Origin of the sequence: Thalassovita gelatinovora (genome assembly GCF_001458355.1) — a bacterium.
In the GTDB taxonomy this organism is placed as follows: Bacteria; Pseudomonadota; Alphaproteobacteria; order Rhodobacterales; family Rhodobacteraceae; genus Thalassobius; species Thalassobius gelatinovorus.
Genome location: NZ_CYSA01000025.1, coordinates 159,778 through 182,658, shown reverse-complemented (window position 1 = coordinate 182,658; position 22,881 = coordinate 159,778). Strand labels below are relative to the sequence as shown.

General features: G+C 56.6%; 19 protein-coding genes and 1 tRNA gene. 15 read left to right on the top strand and 5 right to left on the bottom strand.

Annotation, left to right across the window (positions count from 1 at the left end):
* Positions 1-109: 109 nt before the first annotated feature.
* From TG4357_RS13130 to TG4357_RS19530, 3 genes are all read right to left on the bottom strand, one after another.
* Positions 110-2,302, bottom strand: coding sequence for a calcium-binding protein (locus TG4357_RS13130; protein WP_058263351.1), 2,193 nt, complete (start codon positions 2,300-2,302; stop codon positions 110-112).
* Between the two features lie 124 nt (positions 2,303-2,426).
* Positions 2,427-3,158 carry a hypothetical protein gene (locus TG4357_RS13125; RefSeq protein WP_058263350.1) on the bottom strand — a complete coding sequence of 244 codons (732 nt, stop codon included), beginning with the start codon at positions 3,156-3,158 and terminating at the stop codon, positions 2,427-2,429.
* A gap of 1,171 nt (positions 3,159-4,329) precedes the next feature.
* Positions 4,330-4,413, bottom strand: a tRNA-Tyr gene (locus tag TG4357_RS19530).
* Positions 4,414-4,547: 134 nt separating this feature from the next.
* On the opposite strand from TG4357_RS19530, the gene rlmB reads away from it, so the two are divergent.
* Positions 4,548-5,324 (top strand): 23S rRNA (guanosine(2251)-2'-O)-methyltransferase RlmB, encoded by a 777-nt coding sequence (rlmB, locus tag TG4357_RS13120; RefSeq protein WP_058263349.1) that lies wholly within the window; start codon positions 4,548-4,550, stop codon positions 5,322-5,324.
* A 14-nt stretch (positions 5,325-5,338) separates the two neighbouring features.
* On the opposite strand, the gene TG4357_RS13115 is transcribed toward rlmB, so the two are convergent.
* Complete coding sequence (locus TG4357_RS13115; RefSeq protein WP_158509077.1) at positions 5,339-6,145, bottom strand: hypothetical protein; 807 nt, start codon at positions 6,143-6,145, stop codon at positions 5,339-5,341.
* 325 nt (positions 6,146-6,470) lie between these two features.
* Here TG4357_RS13115 and TG4357_RS13110 point away from each other — a divergent pair, with 325 nt between their 5' ends.
* The 8 genes from TG4357_RS13110 (at position 6,471) to TG4357_RS13075 (ending at position 14,751) form a co-directional block, all read left to right on the top strand.
* On the top strand, positions 6,471-6,944 hold the full coding sequence (locus TG4357_RS13110) for a CoA-binding protein (protein WP_058263347.1): 474 nt from the start codon (positions 6,471-6,473) through the stop codon (positions 6,942-6,944).
* A 242-nt stretch (positions 6,945-7,186) separates the two neighbouring features.
* Positions 7,187-8,029 carry an FAD binding domain-containing protein gene (locus TG4357_RS13105; RefSeq protein ID WP_233487501.1) on the top strand — a complete coding sequence of 281 codons (843 nt, stop codon included), beginning with the start codon at positions 7,187-7,189 and terminating at the stop codon, positions 8,027-8,029.
* Complete coding sequence (locus tag TG4357_RS13100; RefSeq protein ID WP_058263345.1) at positions 8,022-10,769, top strand: molybdopterin-dependent oxidoreductase; 2,748 nt, start codon at positions 8,022-8,024, stop codon at positions 10,767-10,769. The genes TG4357_RS13105 and TG4357_RS13100 overlap by 8 nt, the downstream gene beginning before the upstream one ends.
* Entirely contained in the window at positions 10,762-12,252 is a 1,491-nt protein-coding gene (locus TG4357_RS13095; RefSeq protein ID WP_058263344.1) for a hypothetical protein, read from the top strand. The genes TG4357_RS13100 and TG4357_RS13095 overlap by 8 nt, the downstream gene beginning before the upstream one ends.
* On the top strand, positions 12,249-13,130 hold the full coding sequence (locus TG4357_RS13090; RefSeq protein WP_058263343.1) for a UPF0280 family protein: 882 nt from the start codon (positions 12,249-12,251) through the stop codon (positions 13,128-13,130). Before TG4357_RS13095 ends, TG4357_RS13090 begins: the two co-directional genes overlap by 4 nt.
* Complete coding sequence (locus TG4357_RS13085; protein ID WP_058263342.1) at positions 13,123-13,704, top strand: amino acid synthesis family protein; 582 nt, start codon at positions 13,123-13,125, stop codon at positions 13,702-13,704. Before TG4357_RS13090 ends, TG4357_RS13085 begins: the two co-directional genes overlap by 8 nt.
* A complete protein-coding gene (locus tag TG4357_RS13080) occupies positions 13,701-14,285 on the top strand; it encodes an amino acid synthesis family protein (RefSeq protein ID WP_058263341.1) in 585 nt (194 codons plus the stop codon). Before TG4357_RS13085 ends, TG4357_RS13080 begins: the two co-directional genes overlap by 4 nt.
* 25 nt (positions 14,286-14,310) lie before the next feature.
* Positions 14,311-14,751, top strand: a complete 441-nt coding sequence (locus TG4357_RS13075; RefSeq protein WP_058263340.1) for a MarR family winged helix-turn-helix transcriptional regulator — start codon at positions 14,311-14,313, stop codon at positions 14,749-14,751.
* 18 nt (positions 14,752-14,769) lie between these two features.
* Here the strand turns inward: TG4357_RS13075 and TG4357_RS13070 are convergent, their stop codons facing one another.
* Positions 14,770-15,933 carry an amidohydrolase family protein gene (locus TG4357_RS13070; protein ID WP_058263339.1) on the bottom strand — a complete coding sequence of 388 codons (1,164 nt, stop codon included), beginning with the start codon at positions 15,931-15,933 and terminating at the stop codon, positions 14,770-14,772.
* Positions 15,934-16,128: 195 nt separating this feature from the next.
* Between TG4357_RS13070 and TG4357_RS13065 the strand changes: the two genes are divergently transcribed.
* The 6 genes from TG4357_RS13065 (at position 16,129) to TG4357_RS13040 (ending at position 22,876) form a co-directional block, all read left to right on the top strand.
* Positions 16,129-16,935, top strand: a complete 807-nt coding sequence (locus tag TG4357_RS13065; RefSeq protein WP_058263497.1) for a ferredoxin--NADP reductase — start codon at positions 16,129-16,131, stop codon at positions 16,933-16,935.
* A 246-nt stretch (positions 16,936-17,181) separates the two neighbouring features.
* On the top strand, positions 17,182-18,246 hold the full coding sequence (locus TG4357_RS13060) for an aromatic ring-hydroxylating dioxygenase subunit alpha (protein ID WP_058263338.1): 1,065 nt from the start codon (positions 17,182-17,184) through the stop codon (positions 18,244-18,246).
* 32 nt (positions 18,247-18,278) lie between these two features.
* Positions 18,279-19,484: an ABC transporter substrate-binding protein gene (locus TG4357_RS13055; protein WP_058263337.1), complete on the top strand. Its 1,206-nt coding sequence runs from the start codon at positions 18,279-18,281 to the stop codon at positions 19,482-19,484.
* Between the two features lie 64 nt (positions 19,485-19,548).
* On the top strand, positions 19,549-21,408 hold the full coding sequence (locus tag TG4357_RS13050; protein WP_058263336.1) for an ABC transporter permease: 1,860 nt from the start codon (positions 19,549-19,551) through the stop codon (positions 21,406-21,408).
* Entirely contained in the window at positions 21,405-22,175 is a 771-nt protein-coding gene (locus TG4357_RS13045; RefSeq protein ID WP_058263335.1) for an ABC transporter ATP-binding protein, read from the top strand. Before TG4357_RS13050 ends, TG4357_RS13045 begins: the two co-directional genes overlap by 4 nt.
* Complete coding sequence (locus tag TG4357_RS13040; RefSeq protein WP_058263334.1) at positions 22,175-22,876, top strand: ABC transporter ATP-binding protein; 702 nt, start codon at positions 22,175-22,177, stop codon at positions 22,874-22,876. Before TG4357_RS13045 ends, TG4357_RS13040 begins: the two co-directional genes overlap by 1 nt.
* Positions 22,877-22,881 lie beyond the last annotated feature (5 nt).

Genomic DNA, 22,881 nt, shown 5'->3' with positions numbered 1-22,881 from the left:
TATGTTCGGCCAAGTGTTAACAAAAGGTTAATGGAGTTTGTCTACGATCGCCCAACACGTTAGCTCAAGTATCGGGCAGAAGAATCGAAATCTTGTGATAAGGTTGTGACTACACAAGAAGATTGTTGGCTTCTCCATCGATTAGAATACTAATCTCGTCCAGTGCGCCACCATCGACCAAGGCCCAAAGGATTTGACCAGTTGGTCTATAGATTACGAACGCCTCTCGCACTCCTGAGAGACCGGCATTCGCGGTTTCGGTAAAATTGACTTGGAACTGGTCGCGGGTGGCGTTGCCCCCAAATATTAACACATCGCCTTCGGCGGCATCATAATCCTGGATCCAGTCCGATCCATGCTCGCGCACGCCCAAATGGAAGAAATAGTCCCCGCCTTCACCACCATGCAACCGGTCGTAACCGAAACCACCGTTCAGGAAGTCACTTCCGCCATCGCCTATGATGAGGTCAGACCAAGCTTGACCAGTAAGTATGTCGTCTCCCGCACCTCCGATTAGGGTATCAGAGCCGAAACCGCCGATGATGGTATCGGCTCCGCCATCACCCCGCAATTCGTCATTCCCACGCCCGCCGTCGATCCTATCATTGCCGCCACCACCATAGGCAACGTCGGCAACGTCGGCATTTGTTTCTCCGCCAAATATGAAATCATCACCATCACCTCCAAACAGAGTGTCGTGGCCATCTCCCCCATATAAGCTATCGTTTCTGTGAGTACCTTCCAGTGTACGATCAGCATCGATATTATTGTCTGCCACCAAGTTGTTAAATGCAGCGGTGTAGGTGGGATCGCGAATCTCGACCAATGCGATTTCATAGGAATCGAGGTTCAACGAGAGATACTGATTTCGGTAGGCGTTGTCGGACGCAACATTAACCAATTCAGCGGCCGATGAAGTGTCTGTTGGATTTTGCCCATCCTGCACTCCAAGGATGGCCACACTTACTTCCACCTCATCAGTAATCAGCCGCCTAAGATTCAGCGTCAAATCTGCACCGCTCTCACTCGTGGAAGCGACAAACAACACCAAACGGTCCACAGCATAGAACGCGTGGATGTCTGCGCCATCCACAGAGATCTCATCCTCTAGCTGACGTGTGTCAGAGTTTAGCTGAATCGGGCGTGTACCGATCAAATGTTCCGACATGAGCGCAAACATTTGACCCGGCACCGTCAGTTCGGTTTGACCAACATCTCCACTCAAGTCATTTGCAGTGTTCTGCTGTAGCGGCCAGACACGAGCACAGCCGACCTCATAGTCGGAAAAAACTTCCAGAATATTCAGCATCTCATGCGCTTGAATAAGCCCGAAATCGTCTTCATGATCCAAAGCTCTGGTGGACGCTGACTGGTTCCACTCCGTGATATGAACAAACAGATCATCAATGTAGTTTCCCCAGGAACTATCGATGGTTCTCACAGAAAAATATCTGCTATTTGGTAATTCAGCACCACGCGAGTAGACATGGGCGACAACGCCATCGACATTGTCTAACGATGCGCTGTTCTCGAACTCCCTGATGATGATTTCGTTGGCAAGAAGTGACCACTTCACCTTTCCAGAGCCGTAGATGTATTCCTCTCCGAAGCTGAAGCCATAGTCGGCGTTGAAGGCTGCCAGTTGGGCTGCGCCATCTCCGACATCAGCGTAGTGCGTCCCAAGATCGGCGAAGCCATAATCGGCCCCCATCTGCACCAACACTCTGGGCGTTGCAAAGAGAGCTTCGTAGCCAGGGTGATTGATGAGTGCATCATGTATAATCGCGCACATTTCAGCGGCGACCCGGCCATATTCAAGCGAGGTCATTCCGCCACTGTTCCAATATTCATTCCCAATTTCGAACGCGTCTATCGATACCAGGCCATACACGCCGTCAAGTACATCATTGACAAAGCCACGCAACGCATCCTCGTCCACAGCGGCAAACCGGTTTCCCTGGGCATCATTTGCTTCAGATATGTAGGATCGCGTTGGGATAACGATCGACGCCGCATAGCGGTTTTCCTCCAAGTACCCAAAGAAGTCGCCGAGGGGCAGCAGGTTTACAGTATCCTCCCCATTGGTATGCGTCGCGGACGTCGCGTTCGGGTCAGTGATGTCGAAATAGTGCTCGGAAATCGAGCCGCCCGGATAGCGAAAACTGGTAATGTTCAACCGTTCCGCGACGGTTTCAAAGCTGCTGCCTTCGCCAAGCGTATCCCGAGTGCCGAGAATATTGCCTCCAAAAACATCTTGGGTATAGGGCGTAGAAGATACCGAATTCGCATACAGAACAACCATGGGAACCTGCCTTGTTGACAGGTCTTAGATTGCCATTGTTTAATTAAATAATTCTGAACTTAAGTAGCTGAAATAATGAGAATTATTTATAATTTCGAAAGCTGTCATTAAGAGCATGCTTCAACTATGACGAATAGTTGTAGAAACGATAGACAACGACATCGATATCGTTGCGCACACCATCAAACGGCGTTCCATCCAAGTTGAAAAACGTCTGATTGGAATCCATGATGTGATCGGGTGAGACTTCATTTTGCGCCCATACAACGGTCAGTCCTGTTACATCGGGCAACTCGCATGCAGCCTCCCCCTCAACGAAGATGGTGGTGCCAGCTTCCTGACTCTCTTCTACCTCAATGTCGTCTTCCAGATTGAATGTTTCATGGTCGGGTAGGGCATTGGATGGAGCGCCACCAATGCGAAGCGCGATGGTTTCTGTTTCCGGTTCGAAATCCTCGACAACCGCCGCGCCCAGACCGTTTTCGAAACTGTAATTGGCGACAAAAATGTCTGATCCCGGCCCGCCAAAAGCTTGATCACCATTTCCGATTTCGATCTCGTCATCCCCCTCAAGGGCCGATACCGTTTCCGCGTCATCATTCACATGGTCCTCAAGAGACTCTGAGGCGGTGAATATCGACTGCGCGTCGTCAGGGGCTGTTGTGAGATCATCATCCCCTTCTGTTCCTAACAAGATATCATCAATGGGGAGTATCTCTGGATCGATCTGCACATCGCCAAAATCTTCCTCGGAAGGATCATCTTCGCTCGAATCGTTGCCTTCTTCATCGGACGAGAGGTCAAAAACCATCGCGCCCACGAGGGTGATGCCAAGTATGGCAAGTAACTGAAGCATTTTTCACCCCGCTGGATATTCGAAGCGCCACTTCAAATGGCTTACTTGGCTTCTGTTCACGTCCAATCTGGTGTAGCCTGGACGTGCTTTTTCTATCTCGGTGCAGTTAAACCGCTGTTACCCGAGATCACACTATACCATTAAAGTGGATGCAATTTGAGCTTAATACGGCGCATCCATGCGACGCGCATTGGTTCACCGTTCTACGGTAAAGCTAGGTGCTAATGCATCGATTGCGCGACAGCCTCGTGCACAACAACCGCAGTTGGTGAATGCCTGGCAAACGCTCGAAACCTAGCGCGAGGATCATTCTGGCCTGAGCGGATCAACGCATTTACCCTCTCGTCGAGCTTCACAAGCTTTGATGACGAAACTAAAAATATGCGCTGTCTAATGCACAAGCAGGTTCTGACAACGCTACGGGCCACCAATCTTCGTTCATGTTCCTGTAGCGAAAAATAGTTTTCGAGAAAACCACTCTCAGCGTCGTCTGACATGGACTGAATAAATCGTCGGCAACACCTTGGGCCAAGGGGATCTGGATCATCGGTATCCAATAAGAAGAGGGCAAGAGTATCTGCGACCTCATCTCCCACAGCGGCTAATCCAGGCAGAACCCGATTTATACGCCGCAAGCTATGGATGATACCAAGCTGAACAACATCAAAAAAGTTGGGAAGATCCAAAACCGTGCCGAACCCGGTCAAAAGCTGTACTGAGTGTCCACAAAGCCCGGATTTGCAATATTCTCGCACCTCACCGATTGATATGCACAAGGCAACCGCGACTTCACGTTCAAGAAATGGAGTGGTTTCCAAAGAGATTTCCATGGCGCACCTCTGTCATTGGCGAGACCACGTTACGCACAGCATGTAAAGGTTGAGTTAACTATAAGCGCGTAGCTGTTTCCCCTTGCGCGGGAGCACCTCGCTTTCTAGCGGCGCACAACAACCTGTGTGTTGGGCTGTTTACGATAAACGTTGCTCTGTTCTGTTTGCGGGCGTCTTGGATAAGTTGTCGAGATTTGAATATGGTGGGAACTGGGCAGATTCTCGTCGTCCTCTGAATGAATTTGCGGGGCACTCTGCTTGTAAGCTATTGATTCTATTTCCGCCCATTTTACACGGCGCGGGACACCTATGCATTGTTTTTACTTGGTTTTTTGATGAAGTGGTGGGCGACCCTGGAATCGAACCAGGCGTGCGTCTCCGCGAGGGAGTTACAGTCCCCTGCCACACCTTGCGGCCTGTCGCCCACTTCCGACGGCGCTGCCGTCTGGTGAGTGGCTGATTACTGTGGTCTGAAACGGGCGTCAACCAGAAAATCCCTTGCAGGCGGCGATGTCACGGCGCATTAACGCGGGCACGTTTCCGGGGAAAGGATCGGGTCATGAAGAAGCCAAAATGGGTAGTCGCAAAAGAACAGGCAAAACGGGCCTCCGCTTCGGAAACGGTGTGGTTGTTCGGTCTGCATGCGGTGCGCGATGCGTTGATGAACCCGGCCCGGGAAAAATTGCGGCTGATGGTGACCAAAAACGCCCATGATAAATTGGCCGAGGCCATTGAAGTGGCGGGGATCGAACCCGAAATCGTTGATCCGCGGAAATTTTTGCCACCAATCGACCCGCAATCCGTTCATCAGGGCGCGGCGCTTGAGGTCAAGCCATTGGATTGGGGGCGGTTAAATCAGGTCTGCGCCGGTCAACCCGGTCTGGTGCCGCGGTTGGTTCTTCTGGACCGGGTGACAGATCCGCATAATGTCGGCGCGATTTTGCGATCCGCCGAAGTTTTTGGGGCCTCGGCGGTGATCGGCCCGCGCCATCACAGCGCGCCGGAAACCGGCGCATTGGCCAAAACCGCCAGCGGTGCGTTGGAACGTCAGCCCTATCTGCGGGTCAAGAACCTAGCCGAGGCGATGGAAGAACTGCGATCGATGGGATATCTGATCCTGGGATTGGACGGTGAAGCCGAGACGGTAATCGAAGACGCCGTCGAAGGTCATCGCGATCAACCCATCGCCCTGGTGCTTGGGGCCGAAGGGCCGGGGCTGCGGCAGAAAACCAAGGAAACCTGCGACAAGCTGGTACGGATCGATTTCGCCCGCAACTTCGGGTCTTTGAACGTATCCAATGCTGCTGCCGTGGCGCTTTACGCCGCCCGGCCCTGAAGACGTAGACGGGATCAGCCGGTTTCGCGCAAGGTTTTCAGCAACCGGCCTTTCACCACCCAAGAAATCCCGAACGCGAACAGCGCGATGCTTTCCAGCGTGAAAATCGGTGGAAACAGCGCGGCGGTGCCGTCATTGGTTTTCTCAGGCCAAAACGCGATTGCCGCCATGCAGGCCAGGATGGTTAGTCCGCAGATCAGATAAACCGTGTTGCGTCGGATTTTGCGTGAGCTCAATTCTACGTCGCCCTTGGCCGTCATCCGCACACCTTCACCATTGTCGCGGCGAAAGGCCCAAAGCGCGAAATAGGCAAGCACAGAAAAAACCAGCGCCGCGCCGGTGAAATGCAATGTCTGTGACGTGATAGCATAGCCGAAAAGAGTGGTCAGATCATAGTGATAAAGAATGTCCTGACCGCGTCGGGGTGGTGTCAGGCTTGTATCTTCGAAATTGCGGATCAAGCTGCGCCCGGTGAAATAGCTTTCGGCGCAGCCATCCCCGCCGGTGGGAAAGATCACCGTCAACAGCGCCCCCACTGCACCAAGCGAGGCCAGCCGGTTATCCCATTTCGTATGACCCGGATAGCAGAATAAAAAAACGGCAATAAAGCCAAGCGCCCCAACAAAATAGCTGCCCCAGAACGGGATGTAATAAGAATGACTGATCGAACTGGGGCGGCAATAAGGGTCCAGCCAGGACGCCGTGTAGAGAATGACAGGCAAGGAAAAGGCGACCAAACCGACATAGGCGGCGATCTGTCTGGCATTGAGCGGGATTGGGTCGGGATCTCCGGACCGACCTGCGGGGCCTTTCACAGCCATTTTCAATATCTGTTGCATAAGATACTCCGTATCGGATTTACGCCCTACGGTAGCACGGATCTGCAAAATTTCTAAAATTCAAGAGAGCCTAACGGAATGTTGCTGCGGCCAGTAAAAAAGCCACTTTGACTTCACAGCTGCTTTACTTGCTCTTACATCTTTCCATTTTGACCCTATTTATTTGACAGAGACGCGAAATCGGAACCTTCGCGGCCTCATTCACTGTCCCTCGTTCCGTAACTGGCGCCCAAGGTTACTTGGGCGCTTTTTCTTTTTTAAACGGAACGGACTTCCCCTGAAACGTGACTCGCGGTATCGCTTGGGTATGAGCGAACAGTATTCCGATGATTTCCTGAAACGGGTCCTGAGCGGCAGCAAGCGCGTTGCCGTCGTAGGGGTGTCAATGAACCCGGTGCGGCCATCCTATTACGTGGCGCGTTATCTGTCGCTGAAGGGCTATGACGTGGTGCCGGTCAATCCCGGCCATTCCGGCAAGATGCTTTTCGGCAGCACGGTGCAGGCGTCCTTGCGCGATATCGAAGGACTGGTTGACATGATCGACATCTTCCGTCGATCTGAACACGTCCCCCCCATCGTCGACGAGGCATTGGAGTGCTTTCCCAAGCTCAAGACGATCTGGATGCAAATCGGCGTCGAACATGCGCAAGCGGCGGAAACGGCGCGGGCGCGCGGGGTCGATGTGATCATGAACCGCTGCCCCAAGATCGAATATCAGCGTCTTTATGGCGAACTGCGCATGGGCGGGTTCGCGACCGGGGTGATTTCCTCCAAACTGTGATTTTGGCGCAATTCGTGCGTGGCGCCGCAGTGGGCAAACCGGACCTTTGGCAGGTTCGGAGGGATGTCCTGTGCCGGAATGTTTGCTTGTCCGTCCTTGTCCCGTTGGCGTGGCTGCCCGCTAATTACTCGGTCACAGGAGGATTTTCTTCGCTGCGCGATCAAGATTTAGGAAACCGTTGACAAGACTCTTTGTTCGCCCATACCATTAGCGTACAAATGAATTTCCCACGGAGGTTCCCGGTGTCTTGCGTCTATTTCGCACCCAGTAAAATCGAAGAAGCTTTGGTCCTGATGCAGACGCATTTTCCGACCGTCGTGGCAGGCGGTACCGACATTTTTCCCGCACAGGGCACCACCCCTATGCGGCGCAGTCTGTTGGATGTTTCCCGGATTGACGGCATGACAGGGATCGACCGGCAGGCGGATGGGTCGTGGCGTATAGGGGCGGCAACCTGTTGGACGGATATCGTTACTGCCGATTTACCGCCCGGTTTCGCCGGTTTGCAGGCTGCTGGCCGGGAGGTTGGCAGTCTGCAAATTCGCAATGCCGGAACCATCGGCGGCAATATCTGCAATGCCTCACCGGCTGCCGATGGTGTACCGCCACTGCTGACGTTGGAGGCAGAGGTGGAAATCGCGTGCGCCGGGGCGACCCGGATGGTGCCGCTAAGTGATTTTCTGACCGGTGTGCGCCAGACCACGCTTGGCTCAGACGAAATCCTTGTTGCTGTGCATATCCCGGCGCCTCCCCCCGATAGCGTGGGCAGGTTTGAAAAGCTTGGTGGGCGCAGTTATCTGGTGATTTCGATCACGATGACGGCGACGTTGATCGGGCTGGATGAGCACGGTTGTATCAATCTGGCCCGGATTGCAGTCGGGGCCTGTTCCCCGGTCGCCCGGCGGTTGGCGCAGCTTGAAACGGACTTGATTGGCCAGCGCCCGGATCAGGTCGTGGTTCTGCCGGCGCATCTGAAAACATTGTCCCCGATTTCGGATGTGCGGGCCGATGCGGTCTATCGCGCTGAGGCGGTGGCAGAACAAATCAAACGCGCAGTGTGCAAGGCGGCAATTCCCCATGACTGAACAGACTGTCAACGCCCCTTGCGGGTTCCGGTTGAACGGCCACGATGTTGAAATTCAGCCCGGACCCGGAGAACGGTTGTCTTCGGCGCTGCGCGAACGGTTGGCTGCGCGGGATGTGAAAGTCGGCTGCGATGCCGGGGATTGCGGAGCCTGTACTATCTTGGTGGATGGCGATCCGGTTTGTGCCTGCCTGATGCCGGTGCAACAGGTTGCGGGACGTCAGGTGGAAACCCTGACCGGGTTAATCGCAGACGATCCGGTCGCGGCGCGCCTTGCGCATAGCTTCGAAGCGCACGGCGCGGCGCAATGCGGCATTTGCACGCCGGGAATGATGGTGGCGGCGGTCGCGCTGTTGCGTGGGAATGATACGCCGAGCGAGGCAGAAGTGTCCGAGGCGCTGGGCGGTGTGCTGTGTCGCTGTACCGGCTATCGAAAGATCATCGAGGCGGTGATGGCCGCCGGGGCACCGCCTGCGCTGCCTGTATCCGACGGGTGGACCGGGGCTGCGATTGCGCGGCTGGATGGCCGAGATAAGGTCACCGGGGTCGAAGCCTTTGGCGATGATGTCGCGCCCGCCGATGCCTTGGTTCTACGGGTTATACGGTCGCCGTTTCATCGCGCGGGATTCGAATTTGACGATCTTGACGTCTGGCTGGCAGGCATGCCGGGGATCGACGCGGTGCTGACTGCGGCCGATATTCGCGGCAAGAACTGTTTTGGCGTCATTCCGGATTTTGTCGATCAACCTGTTTTCGCCGAACAGGAATGCCGGTTCCGTGGCGAAGCCGTTGCCGCGATCGTCGGCAACCGCGATGCGATCGATGATTTTGACGTCACCAAGTTTCCGGTCAATTGGCAGGAACGTCCCGCTGTTATGAATGTGGCCGATGCGATGTCGGGGCAGGCAGCTTTGCTGCATCAGGACCGCGCTGGCAATGTCATGTGTACCGGTTTTGTGACCTGTGGCAGCCCCGAAACGGCGCTGGCACAGGCCGATGCGACGGTACAAGGGCAGTTCACCACCTCCTTCGTCGAACACGCCTATATCGAACCCGAAGCGGGATTTGCCATTGTCCGCAACGGGCGGCTTGAAATCTATGCCTGTACCCAGGCACCGGTGATGGATCTGGAAGGACTGGAAGAAATTCTGGGCATGGATCGCAAAGATATCCGCGTGGTGCCGACCGGCGTGGGTGGCGGGTTTGGATCAAAGATCGATCTGTCGGTGCAGCCCTATCTGGCTTTGGCGGCATTGAAGACCGGCAAACCGGTGCGGATCGCCTATTCGCGCAGTGAATCGATGCAGTCGACGACAAAGCGGCATCCGGCTGAAATCACCATGACAATCGGGGCGATGGCCGATGGCCGGCTGCGTGGGGCCCAATTTCACGGGCTGTTCAATACCGGGGCCTATGCCAGTTGGGGGCCAACCGTGGCGAACCGGGTGCCCGTGCATGCTTCGGGTCCGTACCAATTGGCCGATTACCGGGCCGAAGCTTCAGGCATTCACACCCATTGCCCCCCGTCTGGCGCATTTCGGGGATTTGGCGTGCCACAGGCTGCGGTCGCCCAGGAAAGCCTGTTTGACGAATTGGCCGACAAGCTGGGGATCGACCGGTTGGAATTCAGGATTCTCAATGCGCTGGAAAACGGCATGCCCACCGTGTGCGGACAGGTGTTTGAAACCGGTGTCGGCATCAAGCCATGCCTGACCGCACTGCGCCCGGCATGGCAGACCGAGCGGCGGGCGGCCGAAGATTTCAATCAGGCCAATGCCGGGATCAAACGCGGTGTCGGCATCGCGGCGGGCTGGTATGGTTGCGGCAACACGTCGTTGCCGAACCCGTCCACGATCAAGTCAGGGATACGCCCAGATGGGACGGTGGTTCTGCATCAGGGGGCGACCGATATCGGTCAGGGGGCGAATACCGTGATCACCCAGATATTCGCCCAAGCGCTGGGCGTGCCGGTTTCGGCGGTTCAGCGGATTGGCGGCGATACCGATGTGACGCCGGATGCGGGAAAGACATCTGCCTCGCGACAGACCTTTGTTTCGGGGAATGCGGCCCGGTTGTCGGGCGAAACCTTGCGGCGGCAAGTGCTGAAGCTGGTGAATGCCGCGCCCGATTCCGCGATTTTCATCGCAGAGGGTGTGATCCGCATCAGCGACGGGCAGCAAACCCATACACCTGATCTGAGCGGGTTGAGTGCTGATCGTGACGGCTATGTGATCCGCGCCGAAGAAAGCTATGACCCGCCGACCAAACCCTTGGATGCCAATGGTCAGGGCGTGCCTTATGCCCAGTTTGGCTATGCGGCCCATCTGGCAGTTGTCGAGGTTGATCTGGCGCTGGGCACCGTGCGCCCGGTGAAATTCGTCGCCGCCCATGATGTGGGCCACGCGATCAATCCACTGTTGGTCGAAGGCCAAGTTCAGGGGGGTATCGCGCAGGGTCTGGGGATGGCCTTGATGGAGGAGTACATTCCCGGACGGACCGAAAACCTGCATGATTACCTGATCCCGACCATCGGGGACGTCCCGCCGATTGAAACCCTGATCATCGAAGAACCGGACGCCCACGGTCCCTATGGGGCCAAGGGACTGGGTGAACACGTGCTGATCCCGACCGCCCCGGCGGTGTTGAATGCGATCCGAGATGCGGCAGATGTCAGGATCACCCATCTCCCCGCCACGCCGGCGCGTGTGCGGGCCAAATTGCGGGAAGCAGCCAATGGTTGACGGTAAAGCACAATCAGGAAAAATTCGCTGCGATGCCTGTCCGGTTATGTGCTACATCGCCGATGGCAAATCAGGGGCTTGTGATCGCTATGCCAATCACGCCGGGGAACTGGTGCGGCTGGACCCGCTGACGATCATCGAAAACACCGAACACCAGCTGGTGCCGTTCATGAAGAACGGTGATCCCGGTGAATGGGATGGCAATGTGATTCAGGGCAACCGCCCCTTTGTTACCGCGGTTGGGGCCGGGACGACCTATCCCGATTACAAACCCGCCCCGTTCATTGTCGCGCAAGACGTTGCGGGCGTCGACATGGTCACCGTGGTGACCGAAGGGATATTTTCTTATTGTGGGGCCAAGGTGAAAATCGACACCGACCGGCATATTGGCCATGAATGCGATATCGTGCGGGTGCAGGGCGAACCGATTGGCCATGTGATGACTTCGGAATACGGCTCCAAGATGTTGTCGTTAGGCGGGGTTGAGCATCTGACCGGGGGCAGCAAGGCCGAAGGCCGGGTGACCTGTGATGCGCTGTTGCGACTGTGCAATTGTGAACCGGTCGAGATGGAAATCGGCGAAGCCGACCACAAAGTCACCGTCGTGGTACAGGCCGGAAAGGCCCCGATCATCAACGGGGTTAAGGAAAAGCTGATGCGGGTCGGATGTGGATCTGCCGCGATCGGCATGTTTGCAAAACAGTGGATCGACCATGTCGACGATGTGGTGGTGGTGGATGATCATATCACCGGCGTTCTGTCCGAACACGAAGCGGGCAAACAGCTGAACGTGCCGCCCACCGGGATCAAGATACTGGGTCGCCGGTCCACCCCGGGCCGCTATTTTCAGGTTGCCGCACCCGGTACCGGTTGGGGCGGCACCGATATCGAAGACCCGTTGACCATTCTGGGCCCGTTCAACCGCAAAATTGCCAAGCCCGGTCTGCGGATTTTCATGGTGTCCACCACCGGCGAACAATTCGGTTATTTCGAACTTGATGATGACCTGACGCCGCAACCGCAACCGATCCCTGACAGATTGAAAGCCTCGGCTGACCTGATCGCGGAAAACTGCGAACCTTCGGTCTGTTCGGTGCTGTTCATGGCCGGGGCGGGGGGGAGTCTGCGCGCAGGGGTGACCGAAAATCCGGTGCGGTTGACGCGTTCGGTCAAGGATTCTCTGACCTATGTATCCTGCGGTGGGGCCGAAGCCTTTGTCTGGCCCGGCGGCGGGATCACGGTGATGGTGGATGTGGAAAATCTGCCTTCGGGGTCGTTCGGATATGTTCCGACCCCGGCGCTGGTTGCGCCGATCGAATTCACCATGCGGGTCGAAGATTACACTGCGTTGGGTGGCTATGCCGATGCAATCCGGAAGGTCGATGAAATCGACACCGAAAATGCCCGAATGTTGCAGCACAAACTGGATCAGGTTGATCCGATGGATCATGGCAATTACCGATGGTCCAAGGTCCGCGAATGAGCGCGCAGTCGCATATCCTGCCCGATGGCCGGTTGCATCTGCAACATGGACCGATTGATCTGATCGTCGGGGCGGATGGTCCTGAAGGCGCACGCGAATTGGCCTTTGCTGCGGCACAAATGCGGTTTCAGACCGTGTTGACCGAACTGGTGCCGGAATTGCCACTGCTGCGGGCGCAGATGACAAAAAACTCGCCAGTTCCAAAGGGAGTCATCGCGCGGCGGATGGATCGCGCTGTGCGGGGCTTTGCCGATCAGGTTTTTGTCACCCCGATGGCCGCTGTGGCGGGGGCCGTGGCCGACACGGTGTTACAGACGATGTGCCAAACGGTAGCGTTGACGAGGGCTTATGTGAATAATGGTGGTGACATCGCGCTGCACCTAGCGTCGGACGCGCATTTCACCCTTGCCATGCAGGACCATTCCGGCCGGGATCTGGGGCGGATCAACCTTTGCCCTGACCAGGATGTGGGCGGCGTCGCAACGTCGGGTCGGCATGGCCGTAGCCTGTCGCTGGGGATTGCCGACAGCGTGACCGTTCTGGCCCGCACCGCCGCCGCAGCGGATGCCGCTGCGACGCTGATCGCGAATGCGGTGGACCTGCCGGGGCATGCCGCGATCCGCCGCTGCGCAGCGGTTGATATCGACCCCGATAGCGATCTGGGCACCCTACCGGTTGTCACCGGTTGCGGGCCGTTGAATGGTTCGGAAACCGCAGCGGCGCTTGAGGCAGGCGCGGTGGTGGCCGGTAAAATGATGCGCGGCGGCCAAATCCTGGCAGCGTCGCTTTTTCTGAACGGTGATGTATGGTGCGACGGTAAAGGTGTCGTGCCGTCAAAACCGCCCAATCCGTTATTAAGGAGCCTTGCCCATGCCTAAGATTCGTTTGCGCAAAGTCGTGTTGTCGCGCGAAGAGATTTTCCACGAAGGTGGTCCGGTCACCGACCAGCCATTGCTGCGGGGGTCGGTTCTGGCGATCATCGAAAACCCGTTCGCGGGACGCTACGAACCGGATATCCAACCTTTTATGGAAGATCTCAAACCGCTGGGGCTTGATATGGCGCGCCGGTTGGCGGCGCTGTTGGGGGGGGCAGACCGGATCGAAGGCTATGGCAAGGGCGCGATCATTGGCGCGGCCGGGGAATTGGAACATGGTGCGCTTTGGCATGCGCCGGGCGGCTATGCCATGCGCGACCTGCTGGGCGAGGCGAATGCCATCGTGCCTTCGACCAAGAAAGTCGGCGGAGTGGGTACGCGGCTGGATGTGCCTGTGACCCATATCAATGCTTCTTATGTGCGCAGCCATTTCGATTCGATGGAAGTCGGCTGCAACGATGCGCCGCGCGCCGATGAAATGGCGTTGGCTTTGGTGATGACCACCGGACCGCGTATTCACAACCGCTCTGGCGGTTTGGAAGCCGATCAGATTGAAGGAAAGGACGGGCTGAGATGAGCGCCAAAATCCGAAAAATCGCCGTAAATGTCGAAGAAACTCTTGTGGAAATGGGTCGCGCCATCGCGCCGCCGACGCGCAAGGCAGTAGCCGTCGCGGTGATCGAAAACCCCTTTGCCGGTCGCTATCAGGAAGATTTGTCCGACTTGATGGATATCGGTGCCGAGCTGGGGGCGTTGCTGGGGGAAAAATGCGTGGCTGCGCTGGGCATTTCGCCCGAACAGGCGGAAAGCTATGGCAAATCGGCGATGGTGGGTGAAAATGGCGAATTGGAACATGCCGCCGCGATCCTGCATCCCAAACTGGGCGCACCACTGCGCCACGCGGTGGAAAAAGGCGCGGCCCTGGTGCCGTCTTCGAAAAAGATGGGTAGCCCGGGACAGGTTTTGGACGTCCCTCTGGGACATAAGGACGCCGCTTATGTCAGAAGCCATTTCGATGGGATCGAAGTTCGGTTAAACGATGCGCCACGGGCCAATGAAATCATGGTGGCAGTGGCCGTCACTGATAGCAGTCGCCCACTGCCCCGCGTTGGGGGGCTGACTGCGGATGAGGCCGAGGGCAAGGACGGGCTGCGCTAAGACGGGGCCCATTGGTAAGGTGACAATGACCGACGACGGGACTTTAAAGCCATCGACCGCGTATGTTCTGGATGAACAGGTGGGCTATTTGCTGCGACTGGCAAATCAGCGGCACGCGACGATTTTTCAGACCCATGCGGTGGATGGCCTGACTCCAACGCAGTTTACCGCGCTGGTGCGGCTGGCCGAACATGGCAAATGTTCGCAAAATCAACTGGGCCGCTATGCCGCGATGGATATTGCCACCATCAAGGGGGTCGTGGACCGTCTGCGTGGCAAGGGATTGGTCCAGACCGAAGCGTCACAACAAGACAGACGCCGCAGCCTGGTATCGCTGACCCCGGCGGGTCAGGATTTGGTGCAGGATCTTTACCATGCGGGGGAGGCCATCACCGATGAAACTCTGGCCCCGCTCAGCCCTGCGGAACAGCGCAATTTTATCAAGCTGCTGCGCAAATTGGGCTGACCGTCGCCCGCGCGACGGTCAAACCAGTTCCGGCAAACGATCCGCGGGGGGGGTGTTGCGGCTGCGCGTGGTGCGGACTTCACCATCGATCACCGTCATGCCGACACCAGGCAGATTGCCCAATTGCACCGATTCCAGCAGATTCTTACCCGGCGCATGTTGGGCCTGATCCATCAACACGAAATCGGCGGCATACCCGGCTTCGATCAAGCCGGTATTCAGTTTGCGCCGCCGCGCGGTGTTACCGGTGGCAAAGCAGAACGCGGTTTCGGCCGCCACATCGCCCAGCGAAGACAGCATCGCGACCATGCGCAGAATGCCCAAAGGCTGCACCCCGGATCCGGCTGGGCCATCGGTGCCCAGAATGATCTGGTCCAACTTACCCAGTTCGCGCGCGGTGTTCAGGGTCAACAACGCCGCTCGTTCATTGCCGTTATGGACGATTTCCAGCGCCACCTTGCAGTTTTCGCACACGCAGATGATCTGATCGTCGGGCAGGGCCGAATGACCGCCATTGATATGGCCGATCACATCCGTTCCGGTTTCCAGAACCATGTCCGCGTCGATCAGGCCCGATCCCGGAATCGAAGGGCCGCCGGTATGGATCGTGCTTTGGATGCCGTATTTGCGCGCCCAATCGACCATTTGCCGGGCGGTTTTACCGTCTTTGACGCTGCCCAACCCAACTTCGCCCAGCAGGGTGACGCCCGCATCGGCCAGATCCTTGAAATCCTGTTCTTCCATCCCGTGTTCGATCACCGGGGCCCCGGCATGGACCTTGACGCCGGAAGGGCGGAAATTTTCGTACCAGCGCTGCGATGCAATCGCCATTGCCTTCAATCCGACGACGTCCTTCGGACGACCGGGCATGTGGACTTCGCCGGCGGAAATCAATGTGGTCACGCCACCATGCAGGGTGCTATCGATCCAGTGTAATTGTTGCTGGCGCGGGGTGTAATCCCCGACAACCGGGTGGATATGGCTGTCGATCAATCCCGGTGCAAGGGTGACGCCCTTGGCATCGATAACCGTTGCGGCCCCTTCGGTATCGAGATCTTTTTCAGCCCCCCAAACGGTGATCTTGCCGTCTTCGGCGATCATGCAATCGCCGTCGAAGATCGGGTCTTCGATCTTGCCTGACAGGATCATGCCGATGTTTCTAATGACAAGTTTATCGCCCATGCTGCAATTCCTTATTCCGGGTTTGAAGGCGTGATCCGGTCATGACGACGACAGGACGGCGCTGTTGTTTTTCGTTAGTATACATATGACTTGACACAAAGGAAGCCCCTTCATATCGTTCGTATACGAATGAAAATTGGATCTGATCCCGCGTGGACCGGGAAATCAGATGCCATCTTGCTGGAAGGACAACCCATGTCGCTTGATGCGTCGAACCAACCTGATTTTGCCATTCCGACGGGGGTCTTTGCTGAAACTGTCACGTCAATCGAACATTACACGGACCGCTTGTTCAAATTTCGTATCACTCGGCCAGCTTCGTTTCGGTTCCGGTCCGGCGAATTTGTGATGATCGGACTGCCCAATGCGGAAAAGCCTATATTCCGGGCCTATTCCATTGCTTCGCCGTCTTGGGACGAGGAATTGGAATTCTATTCGATCAAGGTGCCGGACGGTCCGCTGACGCAACATCTGCAAAAAATCCAACCGGGCGACACCGTTCTGATGCGCAAGAAACCGACCGGAACATTGGTTAATGACGCGTTGCTGCCGGGCAGGCGGCTTTGGATGTTTTCGACCGGCACGGGCATCGCGCCGTTTGCATCCGTGATGCGCGATCCCGAAACCTATGAAAAATTTGACGACATCATCGTGACCCATACCTGCCGCGAAGTGGCAGAGCTGAAATACGGTCAGGATCTGGTACAGGCATTGAAAGCGGACCCGCTGGTTGGTGAAATGGCGCACGCTTTGCGGTATTATGGGTCGGTCACACGCCAAGACCATGACCATACCGGGCGCATCACCGATTTGATGCGATCAGGCAAGCTATTTGACGATCTGGGTGTGCCACCGATCACCCCGGAAATCGACCGCGGTATGATCTGCGGGTCCAAAGCGATGCTGGCGGATACCAAGGCGGTGCTGGAAGGATTCGGTTTGCAAGAAGGGGCGAACAATAAGCCCGCGACCTTTGTGGTCGAACGTGCCTTCGTTGACTAAGTGTTTTGAATAGTGGCAGTTTATCCTGCCCCCCGGATGCTTTCCGGGGGGCAATGGCGCAATGTGGCGATTGGGATGGCGCCGCTTTCGTCGCGCATCGATTGATTGCCCAAATTAAAAGCAGTGCAGTTTTCGCAGGCCCGCGATTTCAAAATACGTTTGCATACAAACGAAAAATCATTTGACAGCTAATGACTTTTTGCACTCAGATTGATCAACGTATCCGTTTTCTCGGGAGGGAAAATCATGAGCTTTGTCCGTAACGCTTGGTATGTCGCAGGATGGTCGTCTGAATTTGGGGACGATTTACATGCGTTGGAAATCATCGGGCAGAGTCTGGTTCTGTTTCGCGACAGCGCGGGGGCGATCAAAGCATTAGAAGATCGTTGTCCGCATCGTCTGCTACCGCTGTCCAAGGGCAAACGGATCGGCGACACGATACAGTGCGGCTATCACGGCATGACCTTTGATGGACGCGGCACCTGTGTCCGGGTGCCGGGGCAGGACAACACCCCGCAAAGCGCAAACGTCGATGCCTTTGAGGTTGAAGAACGTCATGGCATTGTCTGGGTCTGGATGGGGGCCCCGGATCGGGCAGACCGGTCGCTTATCTTTGATCTGCCGGAATTCAGCGATTCTAATTGGCACACTCATCACGGCGGTCATCTGCATATCAAGTCGCATTACCTGAACGTGGCGGAAAACCTGGTTGATCCGGCGCATGTCAGTTTCGTGCATCCGACGACATTGGGAAATTCAGCGTCAGAAGACGTGCCTGTGCATGTGTCCACCTCGGGCGACGTGATCCGGGCTTGGCGGTGGATTCGCAATGGTCCTCCCATCGGGTTCTTTCAGAAATTTGGCGGGTTCAAAGGCAATGTCGATCGCTGGCATTATTACGATCTGCATCTGCCATCGACGGCTGTGATTGATTTCGGTAGCATCGACACAGACCTGAATTGTCCCGAAGAGGAACGTGATCGCGGTGTCCGCATTTTTGCAATTCACTTCGTGACACCGGTCAGTGAAGATTACACCATTGACCACTGGATGCACCTGCGGAACACGGCGCAGGGGGATCAAGCTGCGTCGGAACAGATGGACGCGATGTTCAATATGGCTTTTGCGGAAGACAAGGAAATTCTGGAAGCGGTACATGAAGCAGAAAAGCGTCCGCAGCGCCGCCGCCCGATCAGAATTGCCATCGACAAGGGACCAAACGTGTATCGCAAACGCATTCGCGATTTGGTCGCGGCAGAAACGACAGAAGATCTTGGCGATCCGGTCCGCCCGGTCTTTATAGAAAAATAAACAAAAACAGTCCGGTCAACAGAGAGGAAGACATGAAACGTTCAACTTTTCTCAAGGCGATGATCGCTACTGCCACATTGGCGGCAATGCCTGTGTGCGCTGTTGCGCAAGACACGATCAAAATCGGCGAAATCAACCACTACAAGCGCATGGCCGCCTTTGCCGGACCCTATAAACAGGGTATCGAACTGGCTATAGACGAAGTCAACGCAGCCGGCGGCGTGCTGGGCAAACCGTTGGAATTCATCTTCCGCGATGATCAGGGCGAACCGGGCGAAGCGATCAAGATCGCCGAGGAACTGATGACCCGGGAAGGGGCGGTGATGCTGACCGGGACGATCCTGTCCAATGTCGGTTTGGCGATTTCGTCCTTTGCGGGTGAAAAGGGCTATGTCTATCTGGCCTCGGAACCGCTGGCCGACAGTCTGGTCTGGGGGGCTGGCAATAAATACACATTCCGCCTGCGCGCCTCGACCTATATGCAGGCCGCGATGCTGGCCGAAGCTGCGGCCAATACGGATGCCAAGACATTCGCCACTATCGCGCCGAACTATGCCTATGGCAAAGACGCGGTTGCCGCGTTCAAGGAAAATTTGCTGCGGCTGAAACCGGATGTCGAATTCGTTGCCGAACAGTGGCCGGGTGTGTTCAAGATCGACGCCGGGGCCGAGGTGCAGGCGTTGGAACGGGCCAAACCCGACGCGATCTATAATGTGACCTTTGGGCCAGATTTGGCCAAGCTTGTGCGACAGGGCACCGATCGGGGTCTGTTCGAAGGACGTCAGGTTTTTGGTCTGCTGTCGGGCGAACCGGAATATATCGACCCGCTCGGGGATGAAGCCCCCGAAGGTTGGATCGTGACCGGCTATCCTTGGTACGATCTGCAGGATGGTCCCGGTGGGGATTTCGTTGCCGCCTATCAGGCCCGTTGGGATGACTATCCGCGGGTCGGGTCACTGGTTGGCTATATGACGGTGCAATCCATTGCCGCAGCCCTGACCAAGGCCGGATCGACTGAAAGCGACGCGATCCAAGCGGCGTTCGAAGATCTGCAGGTTGCGACCCCGCTGGGGGGCATCACGTTCCGGTCGATCGACAACCAATCCACGGCCGGGGCCTATGTTGGTACCACTGCGTTGCGGGATGGCAAAGGCGTCATGGTCGATTGGGCCTATAAAGACGGTGCGGATTATCTGCCTTCGGATGAAGAAGTCAGCAAACTGCGCCCGGCTGACTGATCCGATCTCAGTCCCCCGGATTGCGGGTCCGGGGGGCGGTATCGTCTAGACTTAGGATGCACTGATGGAATTTTTTGTCGCCCAGATCCTGACCGGTCTGGCCAATGCAAGTTCGCTGTTTCTTGTGGCTTGCGGCTTGTCGCTGATCTTTGGAGTCACGCGAATTGTGAATTTCGCCCATGGTAGCCTGTATATGCTGGGGGCCTATATCGGTTATTCCCTGATGCAGGTCTTGCCCGGAATGATCGGGTTTTGGGGGGCCATTTTGTTGGCCGGTGTGATCGTCGGCGTGATCGGGGTCGCAATCGAAATGCTGGTTCTACGTCCGGTCTATCGTGCTCCGGAATTGTTCCAGCTGGTCGCGACCTTCGGCGTTATTCTGGTGATTCAGGATCTGGCGCTGATCATTTGGGGGCCTGAGGACCTGTTGGGGCCGCGCGCGCCGGGGTTGCGCGGGGTGGTCCGTATCATGGGCGAACCGATCCCGAAATACGACATCGCCCTATTGGTGATTACCCCACTTGTCGCGGTGGCGCTGTGGTATCTGATCACCCGCACCCGGGTCGGGGTTCTGGTCCGTGCGGCAACGCAAGACCGTGAAATGGTCGGCGCTTTGGGGGTCAATCAAGCTTGGTTGTTCACTGGCGTCTTTGCGTTGGGTTCGGCGCTGGCCGGGTTGGGCGGGGCGTTGCAATTGCCCAAAGGTGGCGCTGACCTTATGATGGATTTCAACATTCTGCCGCCGCTTTTCGTCGTGGTCGTCGTTGGTGGCATGGGATCGCTGCCTGGTGCGTATCTGGCGGCGATCATCATTTCTGTGCTGAACGTTTTCGGCGTCGCCTATATGCCGCAATCGACGCTGGTGCTGATGTTCGTGGTGATGATCGTGGTTCTGATGATCCGGCCCTACGGATTGTTTGGCCGCGAAGAAGTTGCCGGGGAACATGGCCAAGCCGGGGAACCAGAACGCCCGATCAAACCCGCGTCGGACAAGATCCGACTGTTGGTGACCGCCGGGATCGTGATCTTGGCGCTGTTGCCGCTTTACGGGTCGTCCTTTGCACAGGTTCTGACCACCGATATCCTTATTTTCTGCCTGTTTGCCGCGTCGTTGCATTTCCTTTTGGGATTGGGCGGAATGGTCAGTTTCGGCCATGCCGCCTATTACGGTGGGGGGGCCTATGTGGCGGCTTTGTTGGTGACTCATGCCGGTAGCCCGATGGAGCTGGCCTTCATCCTTGCGCCGCTTGGGGCGGGGCTGGCCGCATTGGTCATTGGTTGGGTCTGTCTGCGGTTGACAGGGGTCTATTTTGCCATGTTGACCTTGGCCTTTGCTCAGCTGTTATGGAGCCTCGTTTTCCAATGGGGCACCGTGACCGGCGGCGATGACGGGTTGATCAATATCTGGCCTGCGGAGTGGCTGAAGGACACCACGATCTATTTCTATTTCGCCCTGTTCTTTGCGGTTGGCGGTATTTTGGTGATGCGGCATGTGGCACATTCACCCTTTGGCTATGCGTTGCGCGCCGCGCGGGACAGCGAACGCCAAGCCGAAGCCACCGGTATCAACACAAAACAGGTTCAGTTGCTGGCTTTTGGCTTTGCCGGGATGATGGGTGGGCTGGCCGGGGCGTTGTTCGTGTTTTCCAAGGGCAGCGTGTTTCCCAATGAGTTGGAAATTGCGCGCAGTTTCGACGCGCTGATCGTGGTCTTTCTTGGCGGGGTGAAAACCCTGTCCGGTGGCGTGGTTGGGGCCGGTGTGTTCAAAGCGATCGAAGATGTGCTGACCCGGTTTGAATATTGGCGGTTGATCATGGGGCTGTTGATCATTTTCGTAGTCATTCTTGCCCCGGACGGAATCGTCGGATCGCTGCGCAAAGCGGCCCGGCGGGTTGGGGGCCTGAAAGCAGGAGGTGAAGAATGACCGCTATTTTGGAAACCCGAGGCCTGACCAAGGTTTTTGGCGGGGTTGTTGCCGTCAAGGATGTGTCGTTCCAACTGCACAAGGGCGAATTGCTGGCCCTGATCGGTCCGAATGGAGCCGGCAAAAGCACTTGTTTCAACATGTTGATGGGGCAATTGCCGGTGACGTCGGGCGATGTGTATCTGGAAGGGGAAAGGATCACCGGGCTGACACCGCGACAGATCTGGCGCAAAGGGGTCGGGCGCACCTTCCAGATCACTGCCACCTACGCTTCGATGACGGTGATCGAAAACGTGCAGATGGCGTTGATGTCCCATCATGGCGAAATCCTGCGCTTCTTGCCGTTTGCAACCCGGATGCACCGGGACGAGGCACTGGCGCTTCTGGATATGGTCGGGATGGCCAATCAGGCGGAACGCCATTCGGCGGTACTGGCCTATGGCGATCTGAAACGGATGGAACTGGCGATAGCGCTGGCCCATACTCCAAAACTCTTGCTGATGGATGAACCCACAGCGGGCATGGCCCCGAAAGAACGGGTCGCATTGATGCAACTGACCGCTGACATCGTGCGGGATCGTGGGGTGAGCGTTCTGTTCACCGAACATGACATGGACGTGGTTTTTGCCCATTCACACCGGATCATGGTGCTGAACCGTGGTGAACTGATCGCCGAAGGCAATGCCGAACAGATCCGCAACAACCCGATGGTTCAGGACGTCTATCTTGGTGGCGGCACCGTTTTTGCCTCGGAAGGAGCGCAGTGATGTTTGAGGTTGAAAAGATCAACAGTTTCTACGGCAAGGCGCATGTATTGCGCGATCTCAGTTTTTCCGTGCCGCATGGCAAGGTGGTCGCGTTGCTGGGCCGCAATGGTGCGGGTAAATCCACTACGATGAAATCCATCATTCAGTTGGTACGCCCGGCTTCGGGCAGCGTTCTGTTCCAAGGTCAGCAGATGATCGGATTGCCACCCCATAAAATCGCCAAACTGGGCTTGGGCTATGTGCCTGAAGAACGGCGGATATTCACCGACCTGACAGTGTCGGAAAACCTGATGGTCGGGCTGCAACCGCCGCGCGACGGGGCGGTGACATGGACCCAGGACATGCTGTTTGATCTGTTTCCCAACCTGGCCGAACGCCGCAACAACCGGGGCAAGGCCCTGTCGGGGGGCGAACAGCAGATGCTGACGATTGCCCGCACGCTGATGGGCAATCCGCGTTTTGTCCTGCTGGACGAACCCAGCGAAGGTGTCGCGCCGGTGATCGTGGAACAGATGGCGCAGGTGATCAAGCAGTTGAAGTCAGAAGGGTTGACCATTCTGTTGTCGGAACAGAACCTGCATTTCGCCCAAGCGGTCGCTGATCTGGCGGTGATCATAGAAGGCGGGGCGCAGGTTTATTTCGGCACTTTGCAAGACCTTGGTGCGCATCCCGAAATCCGCGACGCCTATCTTGCTGCATAAGGCAG